Source organism: Pseudomonas sp. Q11, assembly GCF_024494355.1.
GTDB classification, from domain to species: Bacteria; Pseudomonadota; Gammaproteobacteria; order Pseudomonadales; family Pseudomonadaceae; genus Aquipseudomonas; species Aquipseudomonas hefeiensis.
Window position 1 is genome coordinate 44,487 of record NZ_JAKNQY010000033.1, and the last position, 24,455, is coordinate 68,941.

The window sequence follows — 24,455 nt, forward strand, 5'->3', positions numbered from 1 at the left end:
CTGAAATTAATCAAAAGCGACCCAGTTGAGTTTGCGCCCATTCAATTGTGTAGTCAGCTATTTGCTCCCAACCGGGTTCGGCGATGAGCCAGTGGCTGTGCCCGGCAAAGCACTTGAACGAGGTACTGGCCGCCGAGCGATTGTATTGCCGATAGTTCGACGTCACCAGGCATGGCCGTATGCTGTGATCGTTCTCGGCGGCGATCAACAGCAGCGGTGCTCTGTGGTCATTGGCAAAGTCGACATGTGTGCCAATACCGAAAGCCGCTTCAAAGAAAATCCGCCCCGGCGCTGGCACGATATGGCTTGCATGTAACAGCGAAAGATCCTGGATCGCCAAAACCCGAGTAAGTTGGGCAAATTCTCGTAGCGGAAAATACATGACTCGCTTCCAACTGCCCCAAGCCATGCGCATGGGGATCGCCTTGTAGAGGATGCTCAAGCGAGGCATTAACCCACGAGGGGGCATCGCTGTAATCGATATCCCGGCACAGCCAAGACCACGATCCAGAAGTATCTGTACGAGCAGGCCACCCAGCGAGTGACCAATCAGCAAAGGGGGCTGAGGCATGCGCCGGATCAGCGCGGCATAGTGCTCAATTATTTGTGTGATCCCAAGCCTCGGGAAGTCGGTATGTGGCGCCTCGCGCAGCCTCTCTGGCGGTCCCTCCGATAAGGGCCAGGGTGGTGCGATGCAGGTGTAGCCACATGCCCGATAGCGGCTGGAGAAATTATCCCAGGCGGCGGCAGACAGCCATTCGCCATGTATGAACAGTACGGTTATATTCATCCCTGATCCCATGAGCTTAGGTTGATCACAAGCGCTCTGGGTGCCAAAGCATTGAATACCGAGGTCTCCGTGCGCTGGCATGTTGTGGTTAATGCGCTCAAGTGTGGGGCTTAGTGGGTGCCAGGTAGTGGTGAATGCGGATGGCGACTCCGCCAGCCTGGAACTGGCGAGCCGCAGCCTCGGTGCGTTGTTCGGCGCGGGTCACCCGACCGTGGTGGCGCAGATGTTCAAGCCAGGACTCGTCAAAGAAAAACTCCAGCCAACGTTGCGGATGCCCACTGTCCTGGACCAGTCCCCAGGAAAAGGCACCATTGCGCATTCGCATGCTGCGTACATCCTGCATGGCAAGGCGAAATAGTTCTGCCTGCGACGGGTCGACCTGATACTCAAGGGTGACCATTACTGGACCGCGTTCCTGATCCTGGTCATCGGCAAGGACCGGGGCAGGCCAGTGCAGGGACGGTGCCAGGTCTTCGGCTTCGGTCACCGGCAGGTGGAAGCGCAGGGTCAACAGGATGCCCGCTAGCAGGACCCCGCCAGCGATCAGCAGGGTTAGGCTGATCGACAGGTTACTGGCGACGAAGCCCCACAGCGCGCCGCCGGCCGCCATGCTGCCGAAGAACACCAGGATGTATACCGACAGCGCCCGCGCCCGCACCCAGTTGGGTACGGAGGTCTGCGCCGCCATTTGCAGGCTCGACAACACGGCGATCCAGGCCGCGCCACTGATCATCATCACCGGTATCAGCCAGTACAAGTTGCGCACCCCGGCCAGCGCGGCAAGCACCAAGGCGTAGAGCAGGCTGGAGCCGGCTACCAGGTGATCGGGTTTCACCGCATCACGGATGCGCGGCAGTAAAGTAGCGCCGAGCACTGCACCGATGCCGACGCTGCCGAGCAGCAGGCCGAAATCGCTGGCGCTGCCGTTCAGCTCACCGCGCACGATCAGCGGCAGCAGCGACATGCCAGCACTGGCGCCGACGAAGAATGCCGCCGACCGCACCAGCACCGCTTGCAACGGCTGGGAGCTGCGGCTGTAGCGCCAGCCTGCGCGCATGGCCCCGAGCAGCCGTTCCGCCGGGAACAGCGCCGGTGTCTGTTCGCGTTTCCAGGTGTACAGCACCGCCATCACCGCGAAGAACGACACGGCGTTCAGCGCGAAGGTGGCCCAGGGGCCGCTCATGCTGACCAACACCCCAGCAATCGCCGGCCCGATGGCGCGGGCGACGTTGATGCCGAGGCTGGACAGGGCGATGGCCGAGCCGAGGTCGCGCTTGTCGACCAGTTCGGGCGTCAACGCTGACCATGCGGGCATCATCAATGCAGTCCCCACGCCCATGCCCAGGGTCAGAAGGAGCAGCAGCGAGACGGTCATCATGCCGCTTAGCGTGAGCAGCGCCAGGAACATCGCCACCGCGGCCATCCACACTTGCACCATAAGCAGGTAGCGACGCTTGTCGACGATGTCGGCCATGGCACCCGCTGGAAGAGCAAGAAAGAACATCGGCGCGGAGCCTGCAACCTGCACCAAGGCAACGTGCATGGGGCTGGCTGACAGCGTCGTCATCAACCAGCCGGCCCCTACCTCGTGCATCCAGGTGCCGATGTTGGAGGCGATGCTGGCCAGCCATAGCCAGCGGAAAGTGCTATGGCGCAGTGCGCTCCAGGGGGAGCGCTTTTCGATAGTCGTGTCCATGGTCAGAAAGCGAAGCAGGAGCAGCCGAAGGCGCCCCAGAAGCCTTGGTAGTCACTGATAGGTACGGATGACCGGCGCACCCTGTCATGGCTGTGCGCATGCACCGCGCAAGGGCCTGAGCATTGATGCACCTGAGTCAACAGCGGTGAAGCGGGACGCCAGTGGCCGGGTATCTTGGCAACCGGTGACCAGTCCGGCATGACCGGAAGGCTGGGGGGCGACAGCTGGTCGAACTCCGCAGCACCATAGACCACTTTGCCGTCGACTATGGTCAGCACTGATTCGATCCACTTGATCGCCTCTTCCTCGACACTGAAGAAGTCCGCCGACAGGGCCGTGAGATCGGCCAGTTGCCCGACCTTGATCTGGCCCTTCTTGCCTTGCTCTGACGAGAACCAGGCACTGCCATGGGTAAAGAGCTGCAGGGCGGTGTCACGTGAAAGACCGTTGGGGTAAAGCTCCAGCCCGCCAACGGTTCGGCCGCTGACCAGCCAATAAAGCGAGGTCCAGGGGTTGTAACTGGAGACGCGGGTTGCATCAGTCCCCGCACCAACGGGTACGCCCTCGGCCAGCATGCGTTGAATGGGCGGGGTCTGCTCGGCGGCCTTGCTGCCGTAACGGTCGACGAAATACTCGCCTTGGAAGGCCATGCGGTCCTGAATGGCAATGCCACCGCCAAGGGCGCGTACCCGCTCGATATTCTTCGGGCTAATGGTTTCAGCGTGATCGAAGAACCATGGCAGGCCATTGAACGGAATGTCGCGATTGACCCGCTCGAACACATCGAGCATCCGTGAAATGGATTCGTCGTAGGTCGCGTGCAGCCGGAACGGCCAGCGCTGCTCGACCAAGTGACGGACCACCGGTTCCAGGTCCTGCTCCATAGTCGGCGCAAGGTCTGGGCGAGGTTCAAGGAAGTCTTCGAAGTCAGCGGCAGAGAACACCAGCATTTCGCCGGCCCCGTTGTGCCGGAAGAAGTCATCGCCATCGCCAGGCTTGACCATGCTGCTCCAGTTCTTGAAGTCGGTCAGCTCTTCCTTGGGTTTCTGGGTGAACAGGTTGTAGGCGATGCGCACGCTCAACTGATTGTGCTTGGCCAGCTCGCGGACCACTTCATAGTCGTCCGGATAGTTCTGGAAACCACCACCCGCATCGATGGCACTGGTTACGCCGAGGCGGTTGAGTTCGCGCATAAACTGGCGTGTCGAGTTGACCTGGTATTCCAGCGGCAGCGTTGGCCCCTTGGCCAGGGTCGAGTAGAGAATCATCGCATTGGGTTTAGCCACCAGCATGCCGGTGGGTTCACCATTGCTGTCGCGGACAATCTCTCCGCCCGGCGGGTTCGGCGTGTCGCGGGTATAGCCGACAACGCGCAGTGCCGCCCGATTGAGGAGGGCGCGGTCATAAAGGTGCAGGACGAATACCGGTGTATCTGGTGCGGCCTTGTTCAATTCGTCCAGGGTAGGCAGGCGACGCTCGGCAAACTGGAATTCATTCCAGCCCCCCACCACCCGCACCCATTGCGGAGCAGGTGTGCGATCGGCCTGATCCTTGAGCATCCGTAACGCATCGGCGAGAGATGGAACACCTTCCCAGCGCAGTTCCAGGTTGTAGTTCAGCCCCCCACGAATCAGGTGCAGGTGCGAGTCATTGAGACCTGGGATCACCGTGCGCTTTTGCAGATCTATAACCTGTGTCGTATCTGCCCGGACCGCCATGACCTCTACGTCGCTGCCCACGGCAATGAATTTTCCGTCCTTGATGGCCACAGCTGTCGCTTGCGGCTTTTCACGATCCACGGTGTGCAGACGGCCGTTGTAAAGGATCAAATCGGCTTTCATGGAACCTCCCGGAGAGTTGGCGAAAGAGGTGCCGGCGGAGCCGGCAAAAGGCAGGGCAGACCAGAGTGCTCCCGCGGCCCCGAGCACTGAGCTGGTAGCGAGAAACTGGCGACGGCTTTTGTCTGACGGATCTTCACTCATGATCATTCCTCGCGGCGTTGTGGGTTGAGCCAGGCCGCTAACCAACGGGTCATCATTGGCATGAACAAATAAACCACCAGCAGCACGATACTCAGCGTGACCAGCACCGCACTGACGGGATGACTGCCTAGCCAGGTAATGCGTGTGAAGAGGGGCTGCCACAGTTGGGGCACTATCAAACTGAGCGGCATAATGACCAGGAAGGTCACACAGGCCTGCTTCCAGCGTGGCGGGGGCTGATGTTCTGAGGCAGGTACGAACCAGAACTCACGGGCGCTCGACACTTCGATCTGATCGCCGTCGGTGAGCAAAGGCTTTACCTGGACAATCAACGCCTGGCGATCACTCGAATCCAGCCAGCTCTGCAAGTGCAGCGTGCAGGAAAAGTGCAACACGCAGGTGAACAGCGGCAGTCCGTCGCTGTGGCTGCGGACGACATCAATACCCATATGCCCGACATAACGGCTTGCCGTATCGATGGTGCGCCGCAGCCATGCTTCGTATTGCTGCTCATGTCCGGCCTTAACCCTGTGCCTGACAACTAGCGTGGCCGCCTCATTGACGGTATCTGCGTCCATGATGGACTCCTGTAGTGGATGAGCGCCTTGTGGCACTTCGTATGAAGGGGCTCACATCCCGAAGGTTTATTGCAGGTGGTCTTTTTTGAGCGCGGTGCCTGCCGGGAGCATGGCTGCGCGTACGGCAGGCGCCTGGTTGACCACGTTACGGGGTTATGTTGGCGCAGGACTCGGAGCGCAAATTGTATGAATGTGTGGTTTTGGGACGGCACTGCTGCTGTGTGAGCCAGGCAGGGTTTAGCAGGGGGGCTAATGGCAGTACTCCGCAGAGCAAAAAACGGCGTATACCCATGGTGTACCCGCTACCGGAGTCCATTGATTTGCAGTCGGGTCGACCTGCTGGATCGACCCGGCAGCGGTCAGATATTCGCCGCGACAGGCTCCAGCGTCGGTCCGTGCGTTACGCGCTCTGGCGCCTTGTGCACCATGGTGTAGGCGTAGTCGACGCCCATTCCATATGCGCCAGAATGCTCTTTGACCAATGTCATGACCGCGTCGTAGGTGTCGCGGTTCTTCCAGTCACGCTGCCACTCCAGCAGCACTTGCTGCCAGGTAACCGGGACAACGCCAGCCTGAATCATGCGTTGCATGGAGTAATCATGCGCAGCTTGGCTGGTGCCACCCGAGGCGTCGGCCACCATATAAATTTCATAGCCGGCATCATGCATCGCTGACAGCGCGAAGGTTGTATTGCAGACTTCGGTCCACAAGCCAGAGACGATCACTTTGTTACGGCCATTTTTTTTCAGCGCATCGCGTACTTTCTGGTCGTCCCAGGAGTTCATCGAGGTACGCTCAAGGATCGGTGCTTCAGGGAAAACAGCCAGCAATTCCGGATAGGTATGGCCCGAAAAGCTTTCTGTTTCGACCGTGGTGATGATGGTTGGAATCGAGAAAATCTTCGCGGCCTTGGCCAGGCCCACGGTGTTGTTCTTCAAGGTCTGCCGATCAATGCTTTGTACCCCAAATGCCATTTGCGGCTGTTGATCGATGAAAATCACTTGGCAATTGCTGGGTGTCAGCACTTCGAGTTTTGGATTGGTCATTTCGATCACCTGATGTTGTTCGCGCGTGAATGCTGATGATCGCCATGGCTTAAGCACAGGGCTGCAACCATGGCGACGTCTTAGAGAGAGGCCAGTTTTGAGTAGGCCCTCAGTCCCTCAATCCTTCTGAAAGGCATCACTACTATCTCCAGAGTGGCCGCCTGAAAATTGGACAGGTATACGGTTCTGGAACATTTATGCGGTCAATGGATTGCTTGAGGCTGGGAGGGTCAGCATTCACGTGCGTCGGCGACTATTGATCTATGCCCGCCAACCATTGGTCCAGCAAGATGGCCCCGGCTTTCTCGAGATCGTTTGCATAGCGCTTTGCATCGCGGCGCAAGGCAACGGGGTCGATACCTGACGTGGCCAGCTCACTTGCATGCCCCAGTAACCAATGCTCGAATCGTGCGCCACTGACTTCGGGATGGAACTGCAGACCGAGTACGTTTGGCCCGCGGGAGAAGGCCTGACTGCGACAGAGCGGGGTGGACGCAAGCAGGCTACAGCCTTCCGGCAGGTCGAAGGTGTCGCCATGCCAGTGCAGAACGGGCACATTGCGCAGCGCGGCGAGGGGCTGACGTTCAAGGGCGGGCGTCAGGTCAAGGGCCGCCCAGCCGATCTCCTTGGCCGGCCCAGGATAGACGCGCGCACCGAGAGCGGCCGCCATCAACTGCGCGCCGAGGCAAATACCGAGCGTCGGTCGGTCGGCCGCCAGGCGTGCTCGCAATAGCTCTAGCTCGTTGGTGAGGAGCGGATAACTGGCGTGATCGTAGACGCCAATCGGGCCGCCAAGGACCACCAGAAGGTCTGCATCAAGCGGGTCGAGCAGCCCGAGATCGCGCTCTGCCGCTTCGACGTACTCGATGGCGTAGCCGGCTTTGCGCAGGGGCGCCTCAAAGCTGCCAAGATCTTCGAAACCGACGTGGCGGATGGCTTGCAAGGTGCGCAGGGTCATGATGAGCATTCCGAAACAGAGGAGGACCGCGCGGCCCTGGCCATGAGAATGTGTTCGAGGTCCTTCAGGGCGGCCGCTGCGGTGGCGATCGGCTCCACACCGCAGCCGATCGCCAGCGTCTCGCCCATTGCGTCGCTGCTGATACGGATCGCCTTGTTCTTTCCGCTCACGTGGGCGAACGGGTCGGACAGTGGATAGGTCTTGATACCGACGCTGGCGCGGATCGCACCGTCTGCGCGGGTGAGGCTGCCGATCAGTTTGGGAACAAGACCCTTCTCGCGCCAGGCCTCGATGCGCTCTGCCGTGACCGACTGAATACCGTCGACCACCAGGTCATCCATCGTCAGGTCGGCACCCAGACCGAAGTTGGCGAGCAGCAGGAGCTTGCAGGCGGTATCCCAGCCTTGCGTGTCGTTGCGCGGGTCAGCTTCGGCGAAGCCGCCCGCCTGCGCTTCACGCAATGCCGCATCGAAGCCGAGGCCCTGCGTGCTCATGGCGTCAAGCAGGTAGTTGGTGGTGGCGTTGAGGATGCCCTCGATGGCGAGCACCTTGCAGCCGGCCAGGCTGTGGTCGAGCAGGTCGAGTGTCGGCAGGGCGGCCGCCGCCGCACCACTGAGTTTGAGCATCGCCCCCGAGGCCTGCGCGAGTTCGCGCAATTGTCGCCCGCTGTGGACCAGGGCGCCCTTCGATATCACGATGCAGTCCTGGCCGGCCGCCAGCGCCGTACGAAGGTAGGCAAGACCCGGCTCGCCGCTGCGAAAATCGCTCGGCCCAGCCTCGATAAGAACGTCTGCGCCGCTCGCCATCACGAAATCCGGCCCTGACAGACCCGCCTGCAGGGCATCCAACTGGTTCGCTTGCAGACCGTTCGCGTCAGCCAGGCCTGCACGTGATCCGCACACCGCGACCAGGCGAACGTCCACGCCGTAAACCTCGCGATAGCGCTCGCGTCGGGACAGCAGCAGGTCGGCTGTGGCACGTCCGACGCCGCCGAATCCGGCGATTGCAACTTTGAGCGTTTGCATGAGTTCGCTCCTTTCGCCTCTACTTGGCAAACAGATTGAGGATTCATAAAAAACTATATGTTTTGATCACGAGCAAAACAAAAAATTATCAATCCTCATGATCACTGAACTTCGTACCCTGATCGCAGGCTAGTGGTCAGAAATCGAAGGGGCGAATCCCGGTTTTTTACTCAACGCTTTTGCAACGCCTCCAACCGTGCCGGCAAATCCTCCTTGGGAAAGCGCTCATACAACGCCAGCAACTTCTCATCAGCCGCCTTGCTCTCACCCGCCTCGCGCAAGCGCAGGATTTCCAGCAGCTCCTGCTCCAGCGACGGCAGTGCAACGGGCGCGCTTTTACTCATTCTCGCCGCGGGTCTATCCGCAAAGGCCTGGTCAGTGTTTGCCTGGGCTCGGGCCCTTTCGCCCTGGGGCGCCATCCGGGCTGTCGGCGCGGGAGCAGGCATGGCGGGCGGCGGTGCAGCGGCGACGGCGGACTCCTGCCGATTGGCGGAAAACTCCATCGAGGCGGGTGAGGACAGCTCGTCGTGGGGCACTGGCGAACGCACCACCAGGCCGATCATCAGCGCCACACCGGCAACCGTGGCAAATGCCACCTGCCAGCGCGGCCGTTGGCAGGCCTGCAGCCAGCGCTTCCACAGACTGAGCGCAGGCGTCGGGGCTTCACGACGGGCGGCGGCCAGAATGAAGGCGTCCAGGGACGCGGGCGGCTCGCCGCTGGCGTGCTGGCGAAAATGCTCGATGAGCCTTTCGTCGTCGGAATCCGGGGTCTGTTTGGAATCAATCATGCGGGTACCTCCTCGGCCAGCAGTCGATGCAATTTCTGCTGGGCGTAACGCAAGCGGCTTTTTACCGTTTCCAGCGGGGCGCCGGTCAGGGCGGCAATTTGCGGTAATTCCAGGTCACCGTGTAGACGCAGCAGGAAGACTTCCCGCTGGTCCTCAGGCAACGCTTGTAACGCGGCGTCCAGGCGGGCCTGATCGCGACTCAGGCTCAGCTGTTGTTCGGGACCGGCGGTGTCGTCGGGCTGGACGTGGAGCTGTTCATCGTAACTGTCGTGCAGCGGGTTGTGGACACCGTGTTTGCGCCAGTGATCGATCAAGCGGTTGCGGGCAATCTGGAACAACCAGGTACGAAAACTCGCCCGCCCTTGTGGCTGGGTGCTGCTGCGGATCAGGCTAAGCCAGGTGTCCTGGAAGACTTCCTCGGCCAGTTCGGTTTTGTTGCTCAAGGACACCAGAAAACGATATAGCCCCTGTCGATGGCGGGCGTACAGGGCTTCGAAGCAAGCCCCGTCGCCATTGCGATAACGGGCCAGCAGCGATTCGTCGCTGGGGCAATCATGGGGCGCGGGCATGTCGGTGACGAACTCCTTTGCGGTCAACACAGCTCTGGCAGGCGACAAGAGAATACTGTGGGAGCGAGCCTGCTCGCGATGGCGTCGGATCAGTCAATGATGAGAGTGATCGATCCACCGCTATCGCGAGCAGGCTCGCTCCCACATTTGATCCTCGTTGTGGTCAGGATCAGCGCTTGGCTGCAGGCTCGAGGCTCTGCGCGAGCTCCACCAATTGCACAAACTCCGAGCGCAGTCCAAACGGATCATCACCTCGGGCGGAGCGGGCCAATTGCGCGGTGTCCTGCAAACTCATCGTTCCAGTGTAGCGGCCATCCCCCTTGAGCTGTTGGGCGAAAGCGGCCACAGCGGCCGAGAAGCGCAGGTCATCGCTGGCCTTGTCATTTTTTTGCGTGCTGGCGACAGGGTGCTCGATCAATCGGCTGCTCCCGCCTTCAGCGGGCTTGTAGCGCACGCGCAGCATCGCCAGCTCCCCTGCCTTGCCGCCCAGCGCGGGCGTGCTCGCATAACGCAACGGTTCCAACCAGCCCTGCTCGCCCTTCGGAACAATTTCATACAACGCGGTCACCGTATGCCCAGCGCCGATTTCGCCCGCATCCACCTTGTCGTTGTTGAAATCTTCACGCTTGAGCGCACGGTTCTCATAACCCAACAGACGATACTCACTGACCTGGGCGGGGTTGAACTCCACCTGCAATTTCACATCCCGCGCCACCACTGCCAGGGTTGAGCTGAGCTGGTCCACCAATACCTTGCGCGCTTCAAGCAGGTTGTCGATGTAGGCATAGTTGCCGTCACCGGCGTCGGCCAGTTGCTCCATCAGGTGTTCGTTGTAGTTATCCACACCGAAGCCCAGCGTGGTCAGGGATACGCCGCTTTTACGCCGGTCCACCGCCATCTGCTTGAGGCTGTCGAAATCGCTGATGCCGACGTTAAAGTCGCCATCGGTGGCCAGCAGGATGCGGTTGATACCTTTGTCGATAAAGCTTTCCTGAGCCATCTGATAGGCCAGCTCGATACCCGACGCACCTGCCGTGGAACCGCCAGCGTCCAACTGATCGATGGCGTTGCGGATCTTGACCTTGTCGCGGCCCGAGGTCGGCTTAAGCACCACCCGGGATTCGCCGGCGTACACCACCAGAGAGACCCGGTCCTGCTCGCGCAATTGATCCACCAGCAGTTTCAGGGTGCTTTTGACCAGCGGCAAGCCTTCGCGCCGGGCCATGGAACTGGAAACGTCCACCAGAAAAACCAGGTTGGCCGGCGCCAGATCCGCTACGGCGCGATCGCTCGCCTTGATGCCAATGCGCAACAGGCGGGTGTTAGGGTTCCAGGGCGACGGGGCCACTTCAGTGGTCACGCCGAAGGGGGAACCGTCAGTGGGCAAGGCATAGTCGTAAGGGAAATAGTTGACCATTTCCTCCAGTCGCACAGCGCCTTCGGGCGGCAGGCTACCTTGATTGAGCAAACGTCGCACATTGGCATAGCTGCCGGTGTCGACATCGACGCTGAAGGTCGAGACTGGCGTTTCGGCGACGCTGTGGATGGGGTTGTCCGGCAGTTTTTCATACTGCTCGCGGGGCTCGGCGCGGTAATCCCCCGCGATAGCATCGCTGCGCACCCTTGGCGAAGGCATCGAAGCCGGGCCGGCCATGCGCTTGGCCAGAGGCTCGTGCACGTAAGCGATTTCGCTTTGCCGCACAGGGCCGGGGGACGCAGACGCCGGTTCGGCCGGCTTGGCAACCTCCCGGGGCGAAGACAACTCACAACCGGCCAATGCCACCAGCAAGGTCACGGCGAAGCCCTGGGCAGCAGGACGTAGAAATGAAGGAGGACGGGACATGGGCTGAACCTCGTGAATGAATGATCCGTTCACAAGGTCAGACGCGAGGCACTCGTGGTTCGGGTTAACGACCACGAGATTTTTTTTATGCGTGAGTCAGCAACCGGCGACAGTCATGACTAGCGGGACGGAATGGCCCGCAGGTCGTCGGCGATAAAGCCGCTCAAGTGGCCGGTGTAAAAGCCTTCGACATCAGAGTTACCTCTGTTGGTCAGAGCACCCACCATGCTTCTCATGTTCTGAAATTGCCCGACCGCACCGCCCGGCATCAGCCCCTGACGGGCCTGGGCAAAATGCAAAACCTCGGTGCCGGCCTTCTTCACCTTGACCTCATAGCTGAAATCAACACTGGCGAGGAACGTCCCATCGGCGACGATCTTGCTCATGAAGCCACCTTGGGTGTCTTGAATACGTCGTGCGTAGACGCTGTTGACGTCCAGCAGATAGTCGGCGGTTTCCTTGCTGGAGGCATAACGATTGTCCTCAAGCAGGCGGCCGATCAGGTCGGTGTGCAATTGCTCACGGACTTTTTCGTCAGGCAAAAAGCGTTCGTTTTTACCTACGACTTCAACATCGAAAGTGTCGATCCAATAGGTGGCGGTTGTGGGAATCGTTACCGGCGTGGGGGAAATGTAGTAATCGGGTTTGGAGGCGCAGCCCGCCATAAGGCAGAGGGCCAGGAAGAGGGTAAAAACTCGCATGTCTGAACTCGTCCCTGAAAGGTAGTGGCATAATGGCAGCAGCATTCTACGGAGTTTGGAAGGGTTCTCAAGTTTTAGCGGTAGCGGATGGCGATAAAACCCCGGCCTTTGCAGACCGGGGCTATTTTATGGGTGCAGCTTCCGGATGACAGTTACAGACCAGCGTCACTCCCCCGCCATCTCTACCACCGTCTTCCCTTGCCCACGCCCCTGCGCTACTTGCGCAAACGCCTCATTCACGTCTCCCAGGCCAAACCGATGTGGGTCTACCTTGATGCGCAGTACCCCGGCCTCAACCAAAGCCGCCGCTTCGCGCAATATCCGACCATGGTGCTCGCGCCCCTTGCCGGTCAGCAGCGGCATCAAGGTAAACACCCCGGAATAACTCGCCCCCTTGAACGACAAGGGTGCCAGGCTGTGTTGTCCCCAGCCGAGACAGCTGAGTACGTGGCCGGTATAGGTCTTCACCGCGTTGAACGACGCATCCAGTGTCGACCCCCCGACGGTGTCGTAGACGATGTCGAAGCCTTCGCCGTCGGTGTGCTGGCGCACGTAACTGTCGGTGTCCTGCGCCCGGTGGTCGATAGGGGTTGCGCCCAGTTCGAGGATGAAATCCAGGCTGGTGGCCGAGCCGGTGGCGTAGACCTCGGCGCCGCGGGCCTTGGCGATTTGTACGGCCATTTGACCGACGCCGCCCGCGCCGCCGTGGATCAGCACTTGTTGGCCGGCCCGAACATTGGCCCGGTCTACCAACCCTTCCCAGGCAGTGATGAAGACCAACGGCAAGGCTGCTGCTTCGCGCATGCTCAATGAACGGGGCTTGAGCGCAATCAGGTGAGCATCGACGGCAATGTATTCGGCCAGCGCACCCTGGACGCCGCCGATCCCCCCAGCCATGCCGAACACGTCATCGCCGGGAGCGAAATCGTGCACACCCTCCCCCAGTTCAACGACCGTCCCGGCCAGATCGATACCCAGTACGGCGGGCAGCGGCTGGCGGGCATGAGCGCCGCCACCTGCCGCGATCTTGGTATCCAGAGGATTGATCCCTGCGGCGTGGACCCTGATCAATACCTGTCCTTTGCCGGGAACAGGTCGGGGGATGTGGCGAACGACCAGCGGAGCCTGAGCGGTTTGGGCAATGGCGGCGAACATGGTGTTGTTCATGACGGTAAACCTCCAATGAGTGAGTGAGTACATGTTGCGGCCGTCGAGGCATTCCGATAAGTAAGCAACTATGGATAGGACTTATTCCAATCAGAGGCCAAATCCCGATGGATCTATTCGACGCGATGCAAATGTTCGTGCGAGTGGTAGAGCGCGGTTCGTTCTCGGCTGTCGCCCGGGAGCTGAACCGGGGTCAACCGGCCGTCAGCAAGCAGATCCGCGCGCTGGAACAACATCTTGGCGGTGCGTTGTTTGCCCGCAGCACTCGCCATCTCGCGCTGACCGACCAAGGCCAACGCTTCTATATCCACAGCAAGGAAATATTCGCTAGCCTCGACACGGCCCGGCTCAGCTTCACCCGTGGCCAGGAGCAGATCGCCGGCCCTCTGCGTGTGGCCGCGCCGGTGAGTTTTGGGCGGCTGTGCATTGCGCCCTTGATGAGAGAGTTTTTGGCGCGCCATCCACAGGTTCAAATCGACCTGAGACTGAGCGACCAAAACGAAGACGTGCTTAAGGAAAACATCGACGTCGCCATTCGTATCGGCGTGGTGAAAAACGAAGGGCTGGTCGCGGTTTCCCTCGGCGACAGCCCGCGCCGGGCGTACGCCTCCCCTGATTATCTGCAACAGCATGGCACGCCGCTCGAGCCGGCTGATTTAGCCCGCCATAACTGCTTGGGTTTCACGCTGCTGGAACACTATGACGTCTGGCGATTCGACCAGGAGGGCAAGCAACACTGCGTGACGATCAAGGGTAACGTCACCAGTAACAGCAGCGAAGCGATCCGGGAAATGGTGCTTTCGGGTCTGGGTGTTTCGCTGTCACCGCAGTGGTTGTTCGCTGCCGATGTTCGCCAGGGAACCGTCTCCACCCTGCTTGCCGATTACCAGCCGCTGGCGCTGCCCATCAGCGCCGTGTTCAGCCATGACCGCCGCCGCTCGGCTCGAACCCGTGCCTTTGTCGATTTTTTGCGCGAGCGTGTTTGAAACAAGAGTAGGCAGCGAACCACTAAGAATTTCTTAGTGGTTGCGTTTTGATCAATCTCACAACAAACGCACACCCTCCTCGACGCTCGTCCGATGTCATCGAAGGAGACGCATTGGCGAAGGCGGAATTCGTGGCATGGCTACCCTCCCCACCTATTTGGCACCGCTTTTCCACCAAGCTACGCATCCTTGCGCCTTTGCCTACAACTACGCCAGAATCCGCCCGCTTGTGCGCCTTGCCCATGGGCTCTATCGTTTCCCTGCCACTGCCCATCAGTGGTCGGGTTTAGTAGCCCTGGTTGGAAATACATAATGGTTGCATGAGTCTCATCAGTCAGGCGTAGCCTGCATTTGATGGTGGCTGTGCGCATGGCGCCTTCGGGCGCGCCGGGCTTTTATGTATTTTCCACCGGTCTACTAACTTGCGCACAGCTGCCACCCCCTTCGTTTAGTAGCGAGATGGTTGCGGCCTACTAGAAGGAAAAATGCATATGTTCAAGATAACTCCGAACCCTCCAGAAACAGACGCAACCTCTACTCATTCCAGTAGCAAAAATAAAAAGCACGACGAAGCCGCCAAACGCGCCTTGGATCACTACCTGCTACCGAAACCGGAAAAGTCTGAAGAGGCATCCAAACCGGGCCAGCTCTTCACCGTGGCAAAACACGCCGACAACGAATGCCTGCTCGCCAACCTCAGCGAAAACCTGGCATCCGCCGACGCGATGATCAGCAATCTGGCTTTCGACCTCGAAGGCCCCCGCCGCCACATCGCCCTCGGCGTCCAGCAACTGATCGAACTGAGTTCATTGCTGGCGAATCGGGTGCTGGATAACGTCGATCCGCGATAACAACCCATCCGACATCAACCCCGACGTCTTACGTCGGGTTTGATGTATTTGCATCTGACCACAGCTTTCCTAGCGAGACTGTTTCATTTCATCACTGGGCTGCGCTCTCCCAGCTAGCTTATCTCTGATACTCCATGCGCATACGGCAATAACTCGGGACTGCGCTTTCGTTTCGATGCATCACGTACCGACCTCAAGCAAACGGCCCAAATACTGACTATTGACCCTCGTCTGCCATCGGCCCAGAGTCTGTAAAAACGCAGACACCGTTTGGAAGTCCGCGTTACTACGTGAAATCTGCCAGCGCTTAGCTAGTCAGCAGATCCGAAATTTGCGTAGGAACGCGATTTTCGTCCTAGTTTTGACCGTCAAACTTGCTCTAGAACGTTCTTAGTCTGGGCCAGGAGCGGACGGTCCACGTTGCCTAAGGAATCAGGGCCGCTTTATATTATCAAATCAAATTGAACTAAAGAGGGGAGGGTGGATAGCTAGTCGAGTATCCTGTGTACTTTATCTTGCTACTTTTCAGTCGTCCGTTCTGGCTGGGCATTGCTCATAAACTGCCTGGCTCAATTTCTCTGCTACTAAATTCTCAAGTCCTTGAAAGTTATTAATGCCGGAGTGAGAGGCATCAGGTGGGAGTTCAGCATCTCCAATGGGCTCATGCGTGAAAGCCAACAATGGATCTTCACCAACATGTCGAGTGGTGCTTCCGACATTGAGTAGCGCCAAAAGAGCTGTCCTTCCCACCGTTCTCTTGCTCGCTAGTGCTTGCTTGATTTCCCTGAGCCGTTCTTCATGATTAAGTTGCTCGAAATACTCTAGCCAGTTTACAGAAAGATACGACTCACCTTCGCGAAGCATAAAAGCGCCTGGCCCGGGAGCCCCAGTGTCTGGATCTATATGGGATCCGCCACAGAGGCGCGCCACGTTATCTGTATCGGCTAAAATGTCTCCCTTCATTCCTCAATCCATTCGCGAATACCTAGCGCAGTTGCTGTCTCTCCAAAAGAGTCAGCCACCGTTTGGCCGGCAAAATAATCTATGCGTTCGTCGTGTTCTGGGTTTCTCTTGAGGAGAACCCATTTAATCACACTTCCAACTAAGAACTGAACCCCAAGTCGCTGGTCATTGTCTCGTTTCCACTGCACATATAGCTCACCGTTTGGGGTTGCTGTGATCGCAGGAAACTTAGAGTTGCGATGGGTATTTAGGAAGTCTAGGAATGTAAAAATTGAGGATGCAGATAAGGCTCTGCCTTCGTAATCTTCCTTGTATAGCTCTATTAGATTCCCTATTCGATCTGCTATCTTGTTGGCGTTTCTGATTGCTGTCTGGGTCCGCAGAGATTCAAGAAGCGATTCTGCCTCTGTAGTATCTGCCCGCCGGCGATCAAGCTCAATGAACGCAACGGATGATTGTGTATCATCAAGTAAGTTATCAATTGATATAAAATCAGCCGCGGTTGACGACGAACTTCCTTCTCTGGCTGCTGATCTGGGAATATTTATGTAACTCTGAGATCTAGCGGATTTTCCATACGGAGCTGTTGTACGGATGCTCAAAGAAGAGTCTTCGCCTACGTCGCAAATAGAAAATGCTGTTAGTGCGTCTCTCATTTTTCACGCTCCCACATTCCATGTGCTTCATTGGTAGTAAGATCGGTGAATCCTCTCACTATCCACTCTCGGGCCAAGTCAAACCATTCTTTCATCGCTGTTTCAGTGCGATCTTTTGCTGGGCCGCGCACAGCTAGTTCGAGGATCTGAATTTTTGTATCTTCATGCGGCATCTTTCCTGTGATGAGTTTTGCAACTAAGACACCCGCGTCATTGGGTAAATGGAAAGTTGCTGCCCAGGCTGGGTTTGTCGGCTCCGGTAAAAATCGGTTTGGGTCATGCATCCAATGAACATCCCTGAAAACCTCTATTTTTGATGAAGAAACTTCGCCGACTGGTATCTGATTTGTGTACGTCAGCTCCCAGGTAGTCGGTTTAAGTGGGCCGAGGCTGTTTTCAGAAACAAACTTCCCAAAAACCTTAAAGTAATTTTCGAAACAGGAAAATATTTCTGGGTAGCGTGGGTAAATCTGCTCTTTTTCCCTCTTGCGCCAATTGTAATAAAACCGGTCTGGCTGGAACTGTATAAGCCTGCTATCTGTGTTGTTTATGAACCATGAGCGTGGCCAAGGAAGTCCAGTTCCTTGATCCTCGGGCAGGAAGCCGGATGCACTTGCTATAGGAGGAGCATGTTCGACCTTTGGGAAATCTTTTCTCAGTCTTGCCCAAAGATCTCCGAAGTGGGTTACTTTGAACTCTTTCAACTGTTCAAACTGGCACCCAAGCACCACCTCGTTTATCGGCGGTTTTTTAAAGCTGGGCAGCTGTTGATTCCCTGGTGTGGTCATTTGCGCCTCATGCGAAACAGCAGTGATGATCGCTGTGCGACGTAGTTAACACTAGCACGCCGATTGAAAATTTAGCCAATTATCTCCACACGCCCACGTATATAGGGGCTGCAGTAGACGGGTGGTACCCTTGTCATAAGGTTTTCTTCGGATGTTGAATCCTCCCTTGGATGCGCTTCTAGGCCGCTAGGTTAGAGCTGGTGAGGCATGGATGCCGTACCAGATGGCCTGGCGGCTTCTTGTCCGGGGCCTGGGCACAAGCGAAGCGAAAAGCCGCCCGGATATAATTTATAGGGCAGACCGTCCGTATTGGTCAGATAGCGATCGTCTGTTGGCTTCTAAACAAAGCGTTCCAAGGCTGATCCACGCTAGCCCCCCTAATGTGGGGGTCATGCCATGAACACTTCAATCACCGCTAGCCGGCAGCCCTGGAACAAAGGGAAACTGCTCGGACAGAAAGCTCCGCTCCGGCTCAGAGATATTTCGGCCATCCGGGTCAGGCCGCAGATTGCCCAGAAAGCCCGAGACTTGGCGTTCTTCGATTTGGCAATCGACAGCAAGCTACGGGCCTGTGATCTGATCAAGCTACGCGTCCGGGATGTAGTCCACGGGGACCGCGAGCCATCGTGCGACCCGTGCAGTTCGAGATCACCGAACAGACTCGCACTGCCTTGGAAACGTGGATTCAGCGCACCCAGCTCAGAAACGAGGACTTCTTGTTCCAAGCCGGCTGAGCAGCTCAGATCACCTGTCCACGCGGCAATACGCGCGCATCGTCAACGCCTGGGTAACCTCAATTGATCTGGATCCCTCGACGTATGGCACTCACACGCTACGACGCACCTAAGCTTCGCTGATTTATCGCCGAACGAAGAACCTCAGAGCGGTCCAGTTGCTACTAGGCCATACGAAGCTTGAAAGCACCGTCAGGTATCTGGGCATTGAGGTGGATGATGTGCTGGAAATGGCTGAACAGACTGAAGCCTAGATAGGGCCAGCGACGGCCTGGCTCAGACCGTCGCTATCCGGCCAGAAGTTGCCACTCCAAGGTGCCTGCGAATTTAGGGGCAATTCAGTTGAATCGCACCCTGCCGTTCGCCAAAATATCGATCAGTAACAGAAATGCTATCAGATACGCCCCACTCGAGCCCGCTCTGCACCCATACAGGGAGCATTGCCAGCCGGCCTCTTACCCTACATCTGACGCTCCCCTGGCCCTTAGCTATAGCGACCCGCAAATCCGCGTGGTAGCTTGATATCAATCAGCCACATCCAAATCAAACGAGCGGAAATCAAGGAACGAAGTCGCATGGCCTATGTAACCCCTTCCACCCAAAATATAAAAGCTTGCTTCCAAAACCACTACTCACTTCCGTATTTTCAACGAGAATACAAATGGGAAACTCGCCATTTCTCTGAGTTATTTAACGACATTCAGAACACATTTCTCCAAGACTTTGACCCAGCGCACGGCAGAAAAGAAGTATCGAATTATCTACCATACTTCCTTGGCTCAATAATCACGTCCAAAGATGATGGTGGTAAGAAACCCTTAGTAGACGGTCAGCAAAGGCTAACGTCCACATTCTTACTTTTAGCATTTCTAGAACGCTATCGCTGCGACAACGACATTCAAAATGCTGCCGATATACGCGGATTACTCGGAAACATGAGCTACGGAACAATGGAGTATTCCATTGAATTTTCGGCCAGCCGAAAAAGGGTATTTGACCTTTATCTCAACAAAGAAATTCCAGTAAGCGAAGCACTTACCCAAGCTGAAGACATTAAACACCTCGATGATGGCGATAAAAAGATAATCGAGGCTTTACGCACGACAGACGATCTATTTGATGATGTAGCCAGAGAGCATATCGCGTACTTCATAGATTATGTGCGAGAGAGAGTTTTACTCATAGATATCGCAGTCGAAAGTGAATCGGAAGCCCACCGCGTATTTGTCACTATGAACGATAGGGGCTTGCGGCTAGGCCCTATTGATCTTTTAAAAGGACTTATCCTATCAAAAATTACAGATACTCAGGCTGGTCATGCATGCCACAAGGCCTGGGTTGATGCTATCAGAAAATTAAAAGATATCGACCCAGAAGAAGACTCATTATTCTTCCGAAATTTTTTCCGTGCAAAGTGGGCGGAAACAATCCGCGGAAAGACAAAAGGCGACGCAGCTGGCGATTTTGATGTGATTGGCGATGCCTACCACCGTTGGTTTGAGGTTAATACCACGCGACTTACACTCTCTACAGCGGACGATTACAGTTCATTCGCTCAGACCACCATACCTAAATTCGTTGAGATCTACACATTCATTCGAAAGTGCGAAAGCGAATTTACTAATGACTTTGAATGTCTATTCTATAATGCGACTCGTCGACTGAACTCGCAAGCAATGATCATAATGTCAGCAATAGACGAAAAAGACACGAGCAAAATCTGGAAAAAGAAAATATCTTTAATATCATCGTACATAGATCTTATATTAACCTCGCGAACCATTGACGGAAAAACCAACAATTACGACAATCTGAAAGATATCGCTTTTTCTTTAACCAAAGATCTTAGAAATAAAACTTACGAACAACTGCTTAACCACATACAAAATGAATGGGACAAGTATTACAACAGCATAAACCGACTGGAAAACCTCACTTACACAAAAAACGAGCGATCGGACATACTTTTCATTTTGGCTAGAATAGCAAGCCACTTGGAATCCAGCATAAAACTAACGAACACTGTCGGCTTTCCAATCTACTGGCAGCGCGACAGAAACATGAAAACGTTTGACATTGAACACATCTTGAAAGCAGCTTTCGATATAACCACACTTCCTACCGAACATGGATTTGTGGATGCAAAAGATTACGCTGAACAAAGAAATCGAATAGGAGCTCTTGCACTCCTTCCACGCTCCAGAAATCGCTCCCTACAAGATAAAACATATTCCGAAAAGCTGTCAGCATATTCGACGGAAAATATACTAACACAATCTCTTTGCAATAGCTTTTATGCCAACAATCCGAATATGGGCAAGTATCTGACAGAGAACTCGTTGATAACTTTCTCCGCTTTGCCTGAATTCGGTAAAGATGAAATAGCTAAGAGAGCTTCATCTTATACGGCGGTGGCCGGGCAAGTGTGGAAAAAACCAATATCGGCTGACGAACTGAATGACCTAATAGCCCCAAGCGCCACTAGCTAAGATGAACCATAAGGTAAGGAATGAGTATATGCGTAGAGATATGGACCTGATCCGGGCCATCGTTCTGAAGTTAGAAGCATGGGACAAATCATCCAGTGGCATATTCATAGTGCAGGATATCGAAAAAGACTTCCCCATCGAAGGTTACACTGCCGAGGAGATTTTGTACCACTACCAGTTGATTACCGAAAAAGGCTGGGTCGATACCGCTGGCCGTAGCATCAACTCTCGAAGTTTTACGTTCCGAAGCCTTACATCGGATGGGCACGATTTCGCGGACTCCGTTCGGGACGACAAAATTTGGTCCTTAACCAAGGATGGTGCGCTTAAAGCTGGGGCTTTCTCTATGGATTTGTTAGGTCAGCTCGCCAAGGGTTTTGCAAAAAAACAGCTCGAACATTACACGGGTATTTCTCTGGGCTAGCGTCATCCAATTAATCTAGGAATTGTTGCTCAGTTCAGCTCCGCCCGAGCCTTGGCCGCATAAGCAGGGGCAGCGGTCGTAGAGGGATATGATTTCCATACCCCATATGGAGAAACAAAATGCGCTACAGCATCGATTTTCAGCAGTTACATAAAGGTCGCGAACGCCCTACAGTCGACGGCGATGTTGTCGGTGTGAGTTTCGAAAGTGAGTCAGGCTTTGCCTTGATTCCGAACGTCGGTGATGTTGTCCACATCCCTGAAATGGAAGGCCACTCTGGGGGGGCAGGGAGTAGTGAAGTCCCGGCTGTTCAATTACATTCGTTCAGGGGAGAAACTCTTCTGCGGCATAAATATCGTGGTTGAAGAACGCGACGACATTAATTGGGGTGCTCTGATCAAAGAGTAAATCTAGGTAGGCCTACTTGCAGGCTTACTTTTTTTGCGAGGAAAATCGAGTACGGGATTTTCCCTTGCGCTATGTGCTTGATGGTCAGCGCGTGGTCGAGCGCGGTTATCAATTGGCCCACAATGGCAACTACTGGCGTTATCGCAACCTCTACGGCGCGGTGAAATCCGTGCCGGTGCCGTTCGAGGATGCGCTGACAGAGGCACAGTTGCAGAAGGTATACGGGCGTTAGTTCAGGGTCGTTTTCTTGTTGGGTCCGTAGAGGGCGGGGCTGACCAGCAGCATCCGATGCTTTACGACGGCTCTGCCGCCGAGCGGGGATAAATCCCCTCGCCACAAATAACAAGCGGCCTTCGGAGCGCACCAGGCTTCAGGGTCACGCATTGGCTTTGTGGTGCCTTCGACGTTCAGGCTACAGCCATAAAAAAACCGGCCCGTGCGCAATGCACGGGCCGGTTTTTTGGGTGTTGTTGGAGCGGACTACTGAATGGTTACACCGCCGCCAAGCTTGTTCATCACAAACGCGGTGAATTGTTCGACTGTCATCTTCTGACCGTTGAAATCAACCTGATTGTTGGCGTAGTGCAGCTTGGTGACCACATCGTTGCCTTCAAGCGTTGCCAGCTCCGTGCCCACCGCCATCGCGCTGAACATGTCGCTGGTGGCTGTGGCCTGATCGGCGATCAACTTTGCGTCGGTCTGGCCTTCCATTTGCGCCTGCACGGTCAACAGATCCACCAGCATCGGCTTGGACACTTTCAAATTGAAATCCAGCAAGGCGAGCAACTGACGACCCAGTTGATCGGGCGGCAGGTCCATGGATTGCGGTTTGGTAAGGTCAATGACCAGCGTTGCGCGGCTTTCGCCATTGGCTGTAGTGAACGACAGGTTTTCCAGTGCCACTTGCGGGCCGCCGGCCAGGAGTTTCTCCAGGTCGGTCTTGACCTGCGCCTCCTCGGCCTCGGTCAGGACCAACTCCGGTGCTGGCTCGCCGGCTGCAGCAGCCTCAGCAGCCGCTTGTTCGTAGGGTTGCAGCTTGGTCTGATAGACCTGCATGAGCGACATGGTGGCCGGGATGTCCAGGTTCTTCAGGCTGACCGCCATCTGCGCAGAACCGATGGCCTTATCGTTGAACGACAACTCGCCGACCTTGTAATCGGCACGCCCAGATGCGCTAGTGCCATTTTCGGTACTGTTGTTCTTCATCTCGAAGTTCTTCAGGCCCAAGACCGACTTCTGCTCGCCAAAAGTAGTCTTGCTGTTACTGAGCATCAGAACGTTATCACCCATGTAATAACCATAAGTGCTCTTGCTCAGGTTGCTGGCGAGCGTCAGGCCGTTGAGCTCGACTTGTACCGGAGTCTGGTCCTCAGCGACGGTGGTCAACTTGAAGCTGTCCATGTAACCGTCAGCCTTGATCTTCTCTGCCTGGGCGCTAGAGGCCAGGTCGATCTTCAGGCCAGAGAAACTGAGCTGGGATTGTTCATCCAGCTTGGTGTCCAGGGGCAGCAACTCGAATGTGCCGTGGGTCGACTGGTCGTACCCCAGATTGACCACACCTTTGAGCGGCGACTTGTCCTTGGCGGCGACGAACCATTTCTCTGTCAGCGGAGTGCGCTCAAGCTCGGTGTGGCTGGTGGCCATGACCGGCAACCATTTGAGCGTCATCAGGCGCGAGAACGGGAGCGGGCCATGTTCGATGTTGTCGACGAACAGCAATTCAACCGGCTCATCACCAAACATCTCGCCTTCGCCCTTGAGGCGGTAGTGGGCGGTGCTGCTGAAAGTCCCACGATCTAATGAAACCAGCTCGATCGAAGCGGTACCATTGGACCCGGCCAGGGCCGTTTGCATTTGCTTGTTGCTGTCGGCAATAGCGGTTTGCAGCACTCCTTCGAGCTTCGTGCCGGTGTACCAGGCGCCACCTGCGCTGATTGCACCGACAACCACAACGATTCCCAAAAGTACGCTTGCTGATTTATTCATGAGTGACCCGAGCAATATCCATGGTTGAAAAGCCGTCGTCTTCCCTGACACCGCTAAGGGTGTGGCTCGACGCCGCGAAGTGGAGGGAGATTACCATCAGGCGTGTCAGCGGGCCCAATGTTTAAAGGGGGGGAAAGCGTTTTCTTGAGAGAGGGTCTACGAATATTGAACTTCAATCTCATCAAGTTGATGGTCGAATGTCTTCAGCCGCGCCGTCCAGGTGTACACCAACACTTCGAAATCGCGATTGATCACCGTCGCACCCGATGACTCTGCGCGAGGATCGCAGAAGTCCAGTTGATAGCGCTCACGGGCCATAGCGTTAGCGACGTCGCAGAGCTCACGAGCGTTGTTGAGCCAGTGCCAGTCGTCTTCGGCGACTTGCTTGTCCAATTCTGCACATTGGGTCTTTAAGGCCTCGAGACTTTTTTCCAATGGAGTACCGGTGAGTTCACCCATGACTTCCTGGAATGTGCGGCCAGGCTGCCAGTAACTGCCCCAGAAGTAGCGGTCGAAGACCGTTTCGACCCGGCGCAGCGCAACCTTGGTGTCCCAGATCAGCACCAGGGTTTTGCCCTGCTCAAGATGCTTTTTTTTGATGCGTTGGCCCTGAAGCGATGCCCAGGCCACGATTGCGATGGATATCACACCGATAAGCGCAGCCGCACTATCAAGGAAGATCAGCGCTTTGTCGATCTGGTGAGTCAGCATGACGCCATAGAAATAAGTGGCCGAAAGCAGCACCAACGCCGCAAGGGCGCACCAGAAGCCAGGAGCATAAGGGTTTTTCATTATTGGAATCCCCATGACCATTGACGTCGCGGGCCATTTTTCAAGTACCCCGACTATCTCAGCATAGCAACGGCCTCAAGGTTTGCCGCGTGCGGACAGCAATCATGAGGGGCGATCCGATTACCGGCCCAAAAACGACAAAACCCCTGTCTGCATCAGCAGACAGGGGTTCTGGGATTCAATCTTGACGATGACCTACTCTCACATGGGGAAACCCCACACTACCATCGGCGAT

The 24,455-nt window shown here is 56.3% G+C and carries 22 protein-coding genes and 2 pseudogenes; 7 read left to right on the forward strand and 17 right to left on the reverse strand.

All coding sequences use genetic code 11. The features are described from left to right. Positions 1–10: 10 nt before the first annotated feature. The 12 genes from MA884_RS25210 to MA884_RS25265 form a co-directional block, all read right to left on the reverse strand. Positions 11–790 (reverse strand): alpha/beta hydrolase, encoded by a 780-nt coding sequence (locus tag MA884_RS25210; protein ID WP_256233059.1) that lies wholly within the window; start codon positions 788–790, stop codon positions 11–13. A gap of 97 nt (positions 791–887) precedes the next feature. Continuing rightward, positions 888–2,486, reverse strand: coding sequence for an MFS transporter (locus MA884_RS25215; RefSeq protein WP_256233060.1), 1,599 nt, complete (start codon positions 2,484–2,486; stop codon positions 888–890). A gap of 2 nt (positions 2,487–2,488) precedes the next feature. Then, positions 2,489–4,327 (reverse strand): amidohydrolase, encoded by a 1,839-nt coding sequence (locus MA884_RS25220; protein WP_256233061.1) that lies wholly within the window; start codon positions 4,325–4,327, stop codon positions 2,489–2,491. 143 nt (positions 4,328–4,470) lie between these two features. Further along, positions 4,471–5,046: an antibiotic biosynthesis monooxygenase gene (locus MA884_RS25225; RefSeq protein ID WP_256233062.1), complete on the reverse strand. Its 576-nt coding sequence runs from the start codon at positions 5,044–5,046 to the stop codon at positions 4,471–4,473. Between the two features lie 359 nt (positions 5,047–5,405). Beyond that, positions 5,406–6,092, reverse strand: a complete 687-nt coding sequence (locus MA884_RS25230; protein ID WP_256233080.1) for a hydrolase — start codon at positions 6,090–6,092, stop codon at positions 5,406–5,408. Positions 6,093–6,345: 253 nt separating this feature from the next. Then, the gene (locus MA884_RS25235; protein ID WP_256233063.1) at positions 6,346–7,050 is read right to left on the reverse strand and encodes a glutamine amidotransferase; all 705 of its coding nucleotides are present in this window, start codon (positions 7,048–7,050) and stop codon (positions 6,346–6,348) included. Beyond that, positions 7,047–8,075: a homoserine dehydrogenase gene (locus MA884_RS25240; RefSeq protein ID WP_256233064.1), complete on the reverse strand. Its 1,029-nt coding sequence runs from the start codon at positions 8,073–8,075 to the stop codon at positions 7,047–7,049. Before MA884_RS25240 ends, MA884_RS25235 begins: the two co-directional genes overlap by 4 nt. A gap of 170 nt (positions 8,076–8,245) precedes the next feature. Continuing rightward, positions 8,246–8,863 carry a hypothetical protein gene (locus tag MA884_RS25245; protein WP_256233065.1) on the reverse strand — a complete coding sequence of 206 codons (618 nt, stop codon included), beginning with the start codon at positions 8,861–8,863 and terminating at the stop codon, positions 8,246–8,248. Next, complete coding sequence (locus tag MA884_RS25250; RefSeq protein ID WP_256233066.1) at positions 8,860–9,432, reverse strand: RNA polymerase sigma factor; 573 nt, start codon at positions 9,430–9,432, stop codon at positions 8,860–8,862. Before MA884_RS25250 ends, MA884_RS25245 begins: the two co-directional genes overlap by 4 nt. Positions 9,433–9,601: 169 nt before the next feature. Beyond that, positions 9,602–11,275, reverse strand: coding sequence for a VWA domain-containing protein (locus tag MA884_RS25255; RefSeq protein ID WP_256233067.1), 1,674 nt, complete (start codon positions 11,273–11,275; stop codon positions 9,602–9,604). Between the two features lie 119 nt (positions 11,276–11,394). After that, entirely contained in the window at positions 11,395–11,976 is a 582-nt protein-coding gene (locus MA884_RS25260) for a hypothetical protein (RefSeq protein ID WP_256233068.1), read from the reverse strand. 165 nt (positions 11,977–12,141) lie between these two features. Further along, complete coding sequence (locus MA884_RS25265; RefSeq protein WP_256233069.1) at positions 12,142–13,143, reverse strand: zinc-dependent alcohol dehydrogenase family protein; 1,002 nt, start codon at positions 13,141–13,143, stop codon at positions 12,142–12,144. Positions 13,144–13,250: 107 nt separating this feature from the next. Here MA884_RS25265 and MA884_RS25270 point away from each other — a divergent pair, with 107 nt between their 5' ends. Both MA884_RS25270 and MA884_RS25275 read left to right on the forward strand, forming a co-directional pair. After that, on the forward strand, positions 13,251–14,129 hold the full coding sequence (locus MA884_RS25270; protein WP_256233070.1) for a LysR family transcriptional regulator: 879 nt from the start codon (positions 13,251–13,253) through the stop codon (positions 14,127–14,129). A 491-nt stretch (positions 14,130–14,620) separates the two neighbouring features. Then, positions 14,621–14,980, forward strand: coding sequence for a DUF6124 family protein (locus MA884_RS25275; RefSeq protein WP_256233071.1), 360 nt, complete (start codon positions 14,621–14,623; stop codon positions 14,978–14,980). 525 nt (positions 14,981–15,505) lie between these two features. Here MA884_RS25275 and MA884_RS25280 read toward each other — a convergent pair. The 3 genes from MA884_RS25280 to MA884_RS25290 all read right to left on the reverse strand — a co-directional run bounded on the left by MA884_RS25280 (position 15,506) and on the right by MA884_RS25290 (position 17,387). Further along, on the reverse strand, positions 15,506–15,844 hold the full coding sequence (locus tag MA884_RS25280; RefSeq protein WP_256233072.1) for a hypothetical protein: 339 nt from the start codon (positions 15,842–15,844) through the stop codon (positions 15,506–15,508). A 95-nt stretch (positions 15,845–15,939) separates the two neighbouring features. Continuing rightward, on the reverse strand, positions 15,940–16,599 hold the full coding sequence (locus MA884_RS25285) for a hypothetical protein (protein WP_256233073.1): 660 nt from the start codon (positions 16,597–16,599) through the stop codon (positions 15,940–15,942). Next, positions 16,596–17,387, reverse strand: coding sequence for a TIGR04255 family protein (locus MA884_RS25290; RefSeq protein ID WP_256233074.1), 792 nt, complete (start codon positions 17,385–17,387; stop codon positions 16,596–16,598). The genes MA884_RS25285 and MA884_RS25290 overlap by 4 nt, the downstream gene beginning before the upstream one ends. Before the next feature lie 396 nt (positions 17,388–17,783). Between MA884_RS25290 and MA884_RS25295 the strand changes: the two are divergent. From MA884_RS25295 to MA884_RS25315, 5 genes and pseudogenes are all read left to right on the forward strand, one after another. After that, a pseudogene (locus tag MA884_RS25295) lies at positions 17,784–18,375 on the forward strand (tyrosine-type recombinase/integrase). 321 nt (positions 18,376–18,696) lie between these two features. Beyond that, positions 18,697–20,610: a DUF262 domain-containing protein gene (locus tag MA884_RS25300; RefSeq protein ID WP_256233075.1), complete on the forward strand. Its 1,914-nt coding sequence runs from the start codon at positions 18,697–18,699 to the stop codon at positions 20,608–20,610. 28 nt (positions 20,611–20,638) lie between these two features. Further along, positions 20,639–21,034, forward strand: a complete 396-nt coding sequence (locus MA884_RS25305; RefSeq protein WP_256233076.1) for a DUF2513 domain-containing protein — start codon at positions 20,639–20,641, stop codon at positions 21,032–21,034. A gap of 119 nt (positions 21,035–21,153) precedes the next feature. After that, positions 21,154–21,399: a hypothetical protein gene (locus tag MA884_RS25310; RefSeq protein WP_256233077.1), complete on the forward strand. Its 246-nt coding sequence runs from the start codon at positions 21,154–21,156 to the stop codon at positions 21,397–21,399. 107 nt (positions 21,400–21,506) lie between these two features. After that, positions 21,507–21,674, forward strand: a pseudogene (locus tag MA884_RS25315) (hypothetical protein); the annotation flags it as partial. A gap of 248 nt (positions 21,675–21,922) precedes the next feature. On the opposite strand, the gene MA884_RS25320 reads toward MA884_RS25315, so the two are convergent. Both MA884_RS25320 and MA884_RS25325 read right to left on the reverse strand, forming a co-directional pair. After that, positions 21,923–23,428, reverse strand: a complete 1,506-nt coding sequence (locus MA884_RS25320) for a YdgA family protein (RefSeq protein WP_256233078.1) — start codon at positions 23,426–23,428, stop codon at positions 21,923–21,925. A 156-nt stretch (positions 23,429–23,584) separates the two neighbouring features. Further along, positions 23,585–24,220, reverse strand: a complete 636-nt coding sequence (locus MA884_RS25325) for an NADH:ubiquinone oxidoreductase subunit N (protein WP_256233081.1) — start codon at positions 24,218–24,220, stop codon at positions 23,585–23,587. Positions 24,221–24,455: the final 235 nt, after the last annotated feature.

Coding starts and splice junctions, on each gene's coding strand:
- MA884_RS25210 (WP_256233059.1), bottom strand. CDS start 790: ATGAATATAACCGTACTGTTCATACATGGCGAATGGCTGTCTGCCGCC.
- MA884_RS25215 (WP_256233060.1), bottom strand. CDS start 2,486: ATGGACACGACTATCGAAAAGCGCTCCCCCTGGAGCGCACTGCGCCAT.
- MA884_RS25220 (WP_256233061.1), bottom strand. CDS start 4,327: ATGAAAGCCGATTTGATCCTTTACAACGGCCGTCTGCACACCGTGGAT.
- MA884_RS25225 (WP_256233062.1), bottom strand. CDS start 5,046: ATGGACGCAGATACCGTCAATGAGGCGGCCACGCTAGTTGTCAGGCAC.
- MA884_RS25230 (WP_256233080.1), bottom strand. CDS start 6,092: ATGACCAATCCAAAACTCGAAGTGCTGACACCCAGCAATTGCCAAGTG.
- MA884_RS25235 (WP_256233063.1), bottom strand. CDS start 7,050: ATGACCCTGCGCACCTTGCAAGCCATCCGCCACGTCGGTTTCGAAGAT.
- MA884_RS25240 (WP_256233064.1), bottom strand. CDS start 8,075: ATGCAAACGCTCAAAGTTGCAATCGCCGGATTCGGCGGCGTCGGACGT.
- MA884_RS25245 (WP_256233065.1), bottom strand. CDS start 8,863: ATGATTGATTCCAAACAGACCCCGGATTCCGACGACGAAAGGCTCATC.
- MA884_RS25250 (WP_256233066.1), bottom strand. CDS start 9,432: ATGCCCGCGCCCCATGATTGCCCCAGCGACGAATCGCTGCTGGCCCGT.
- MA884_RS25255 (WP_256233067.1), bottom strand. CDS start 11,275: ATGTCCCGTCCTCCTTCATTTCTACGTCCTGCTGCCCAGGGCTTCGCC.
- MA884_RS25260 (WP_256233068.1), bottom strand. CDS start 11,976: ATGCGAGTTTTTACCCTCTTCCTGGCCCTCTGCCTTATGGCGGGCTGC.
- MA884_RS25265 (WP_256233069.1), bottom strand. CDS start 13,143: ATGAACAACACCATGTTCGCCGCCATTGCCCAAACCGCTCAGGCTCCG.
- MA884_RS25270 (WP_256233070.1), top strand. CDS start 13,251: ATGGATCTATTCGACGCGATGCAAATGTTCGTGCGAGTGGTAGAGCGC.
- MA884_RS25275 (WP_256233071.1), top strand. CDS start 14,621: ATGTTCAAGATAACTCCGAACCCTCCAGAAACAGACGCAACCTCTACT.
- MA884_RS25280 (WP_256233072.1), bottom strand. CDS start 15,844: ATGCTTCGCGAAGGTGAGTCGTATCTTTCTGTAAACTGGCTAGAGTAT.
- MA884_RS25285 (WP_256233073.1), bottom strand. CDS start 16,599: ATGAGAGACGCACTAACAGCATTTTCTATTTGCGACGTAGGCGAAGAC.
- MA884_RS25290 (WP_256233074.1), bottom strand. CDS start 17,387: ATGACCACACCAGGGAATCAACAGCTGCCCAGCTTTAAAAAACCGCCG.
- MA884_RS25300 (WP_256233075.1), top strand. CDS start 18,697: ATGGCCTATGTAACCCCTTCCACCCAAAATATAAAAGCTTGCTTCCAA.
- MA884_RS25305 (WP_256233076.1), top strand. CDS start 20,639: ATGCGTAGAGATATGGACCTGATCCGGGCCATCGTTCTGAAGTTAGAA.
- MA884_RS25310 (WP_256233077.1), top strand. CDS start 21,154: ATGCGCTACAGCATCGATTTTCAGCAGTTACATAAAGGTCGCGAACGC.
- MA884_RS25320 (WP_256233078.1), bottom strand. CDS start 23,428: ATGAATAAATCAGCAAGCGTACTTTTGGGAATCGTTGTGGTTGTCGGT.
- MA884_RS25325 (WP_256233081.1), bottom strand. CDS start 24,220: ATGAAAAACCCTTATGCTCCTGGCTTCTGGTGCGCCCTTGCGGCGTTG.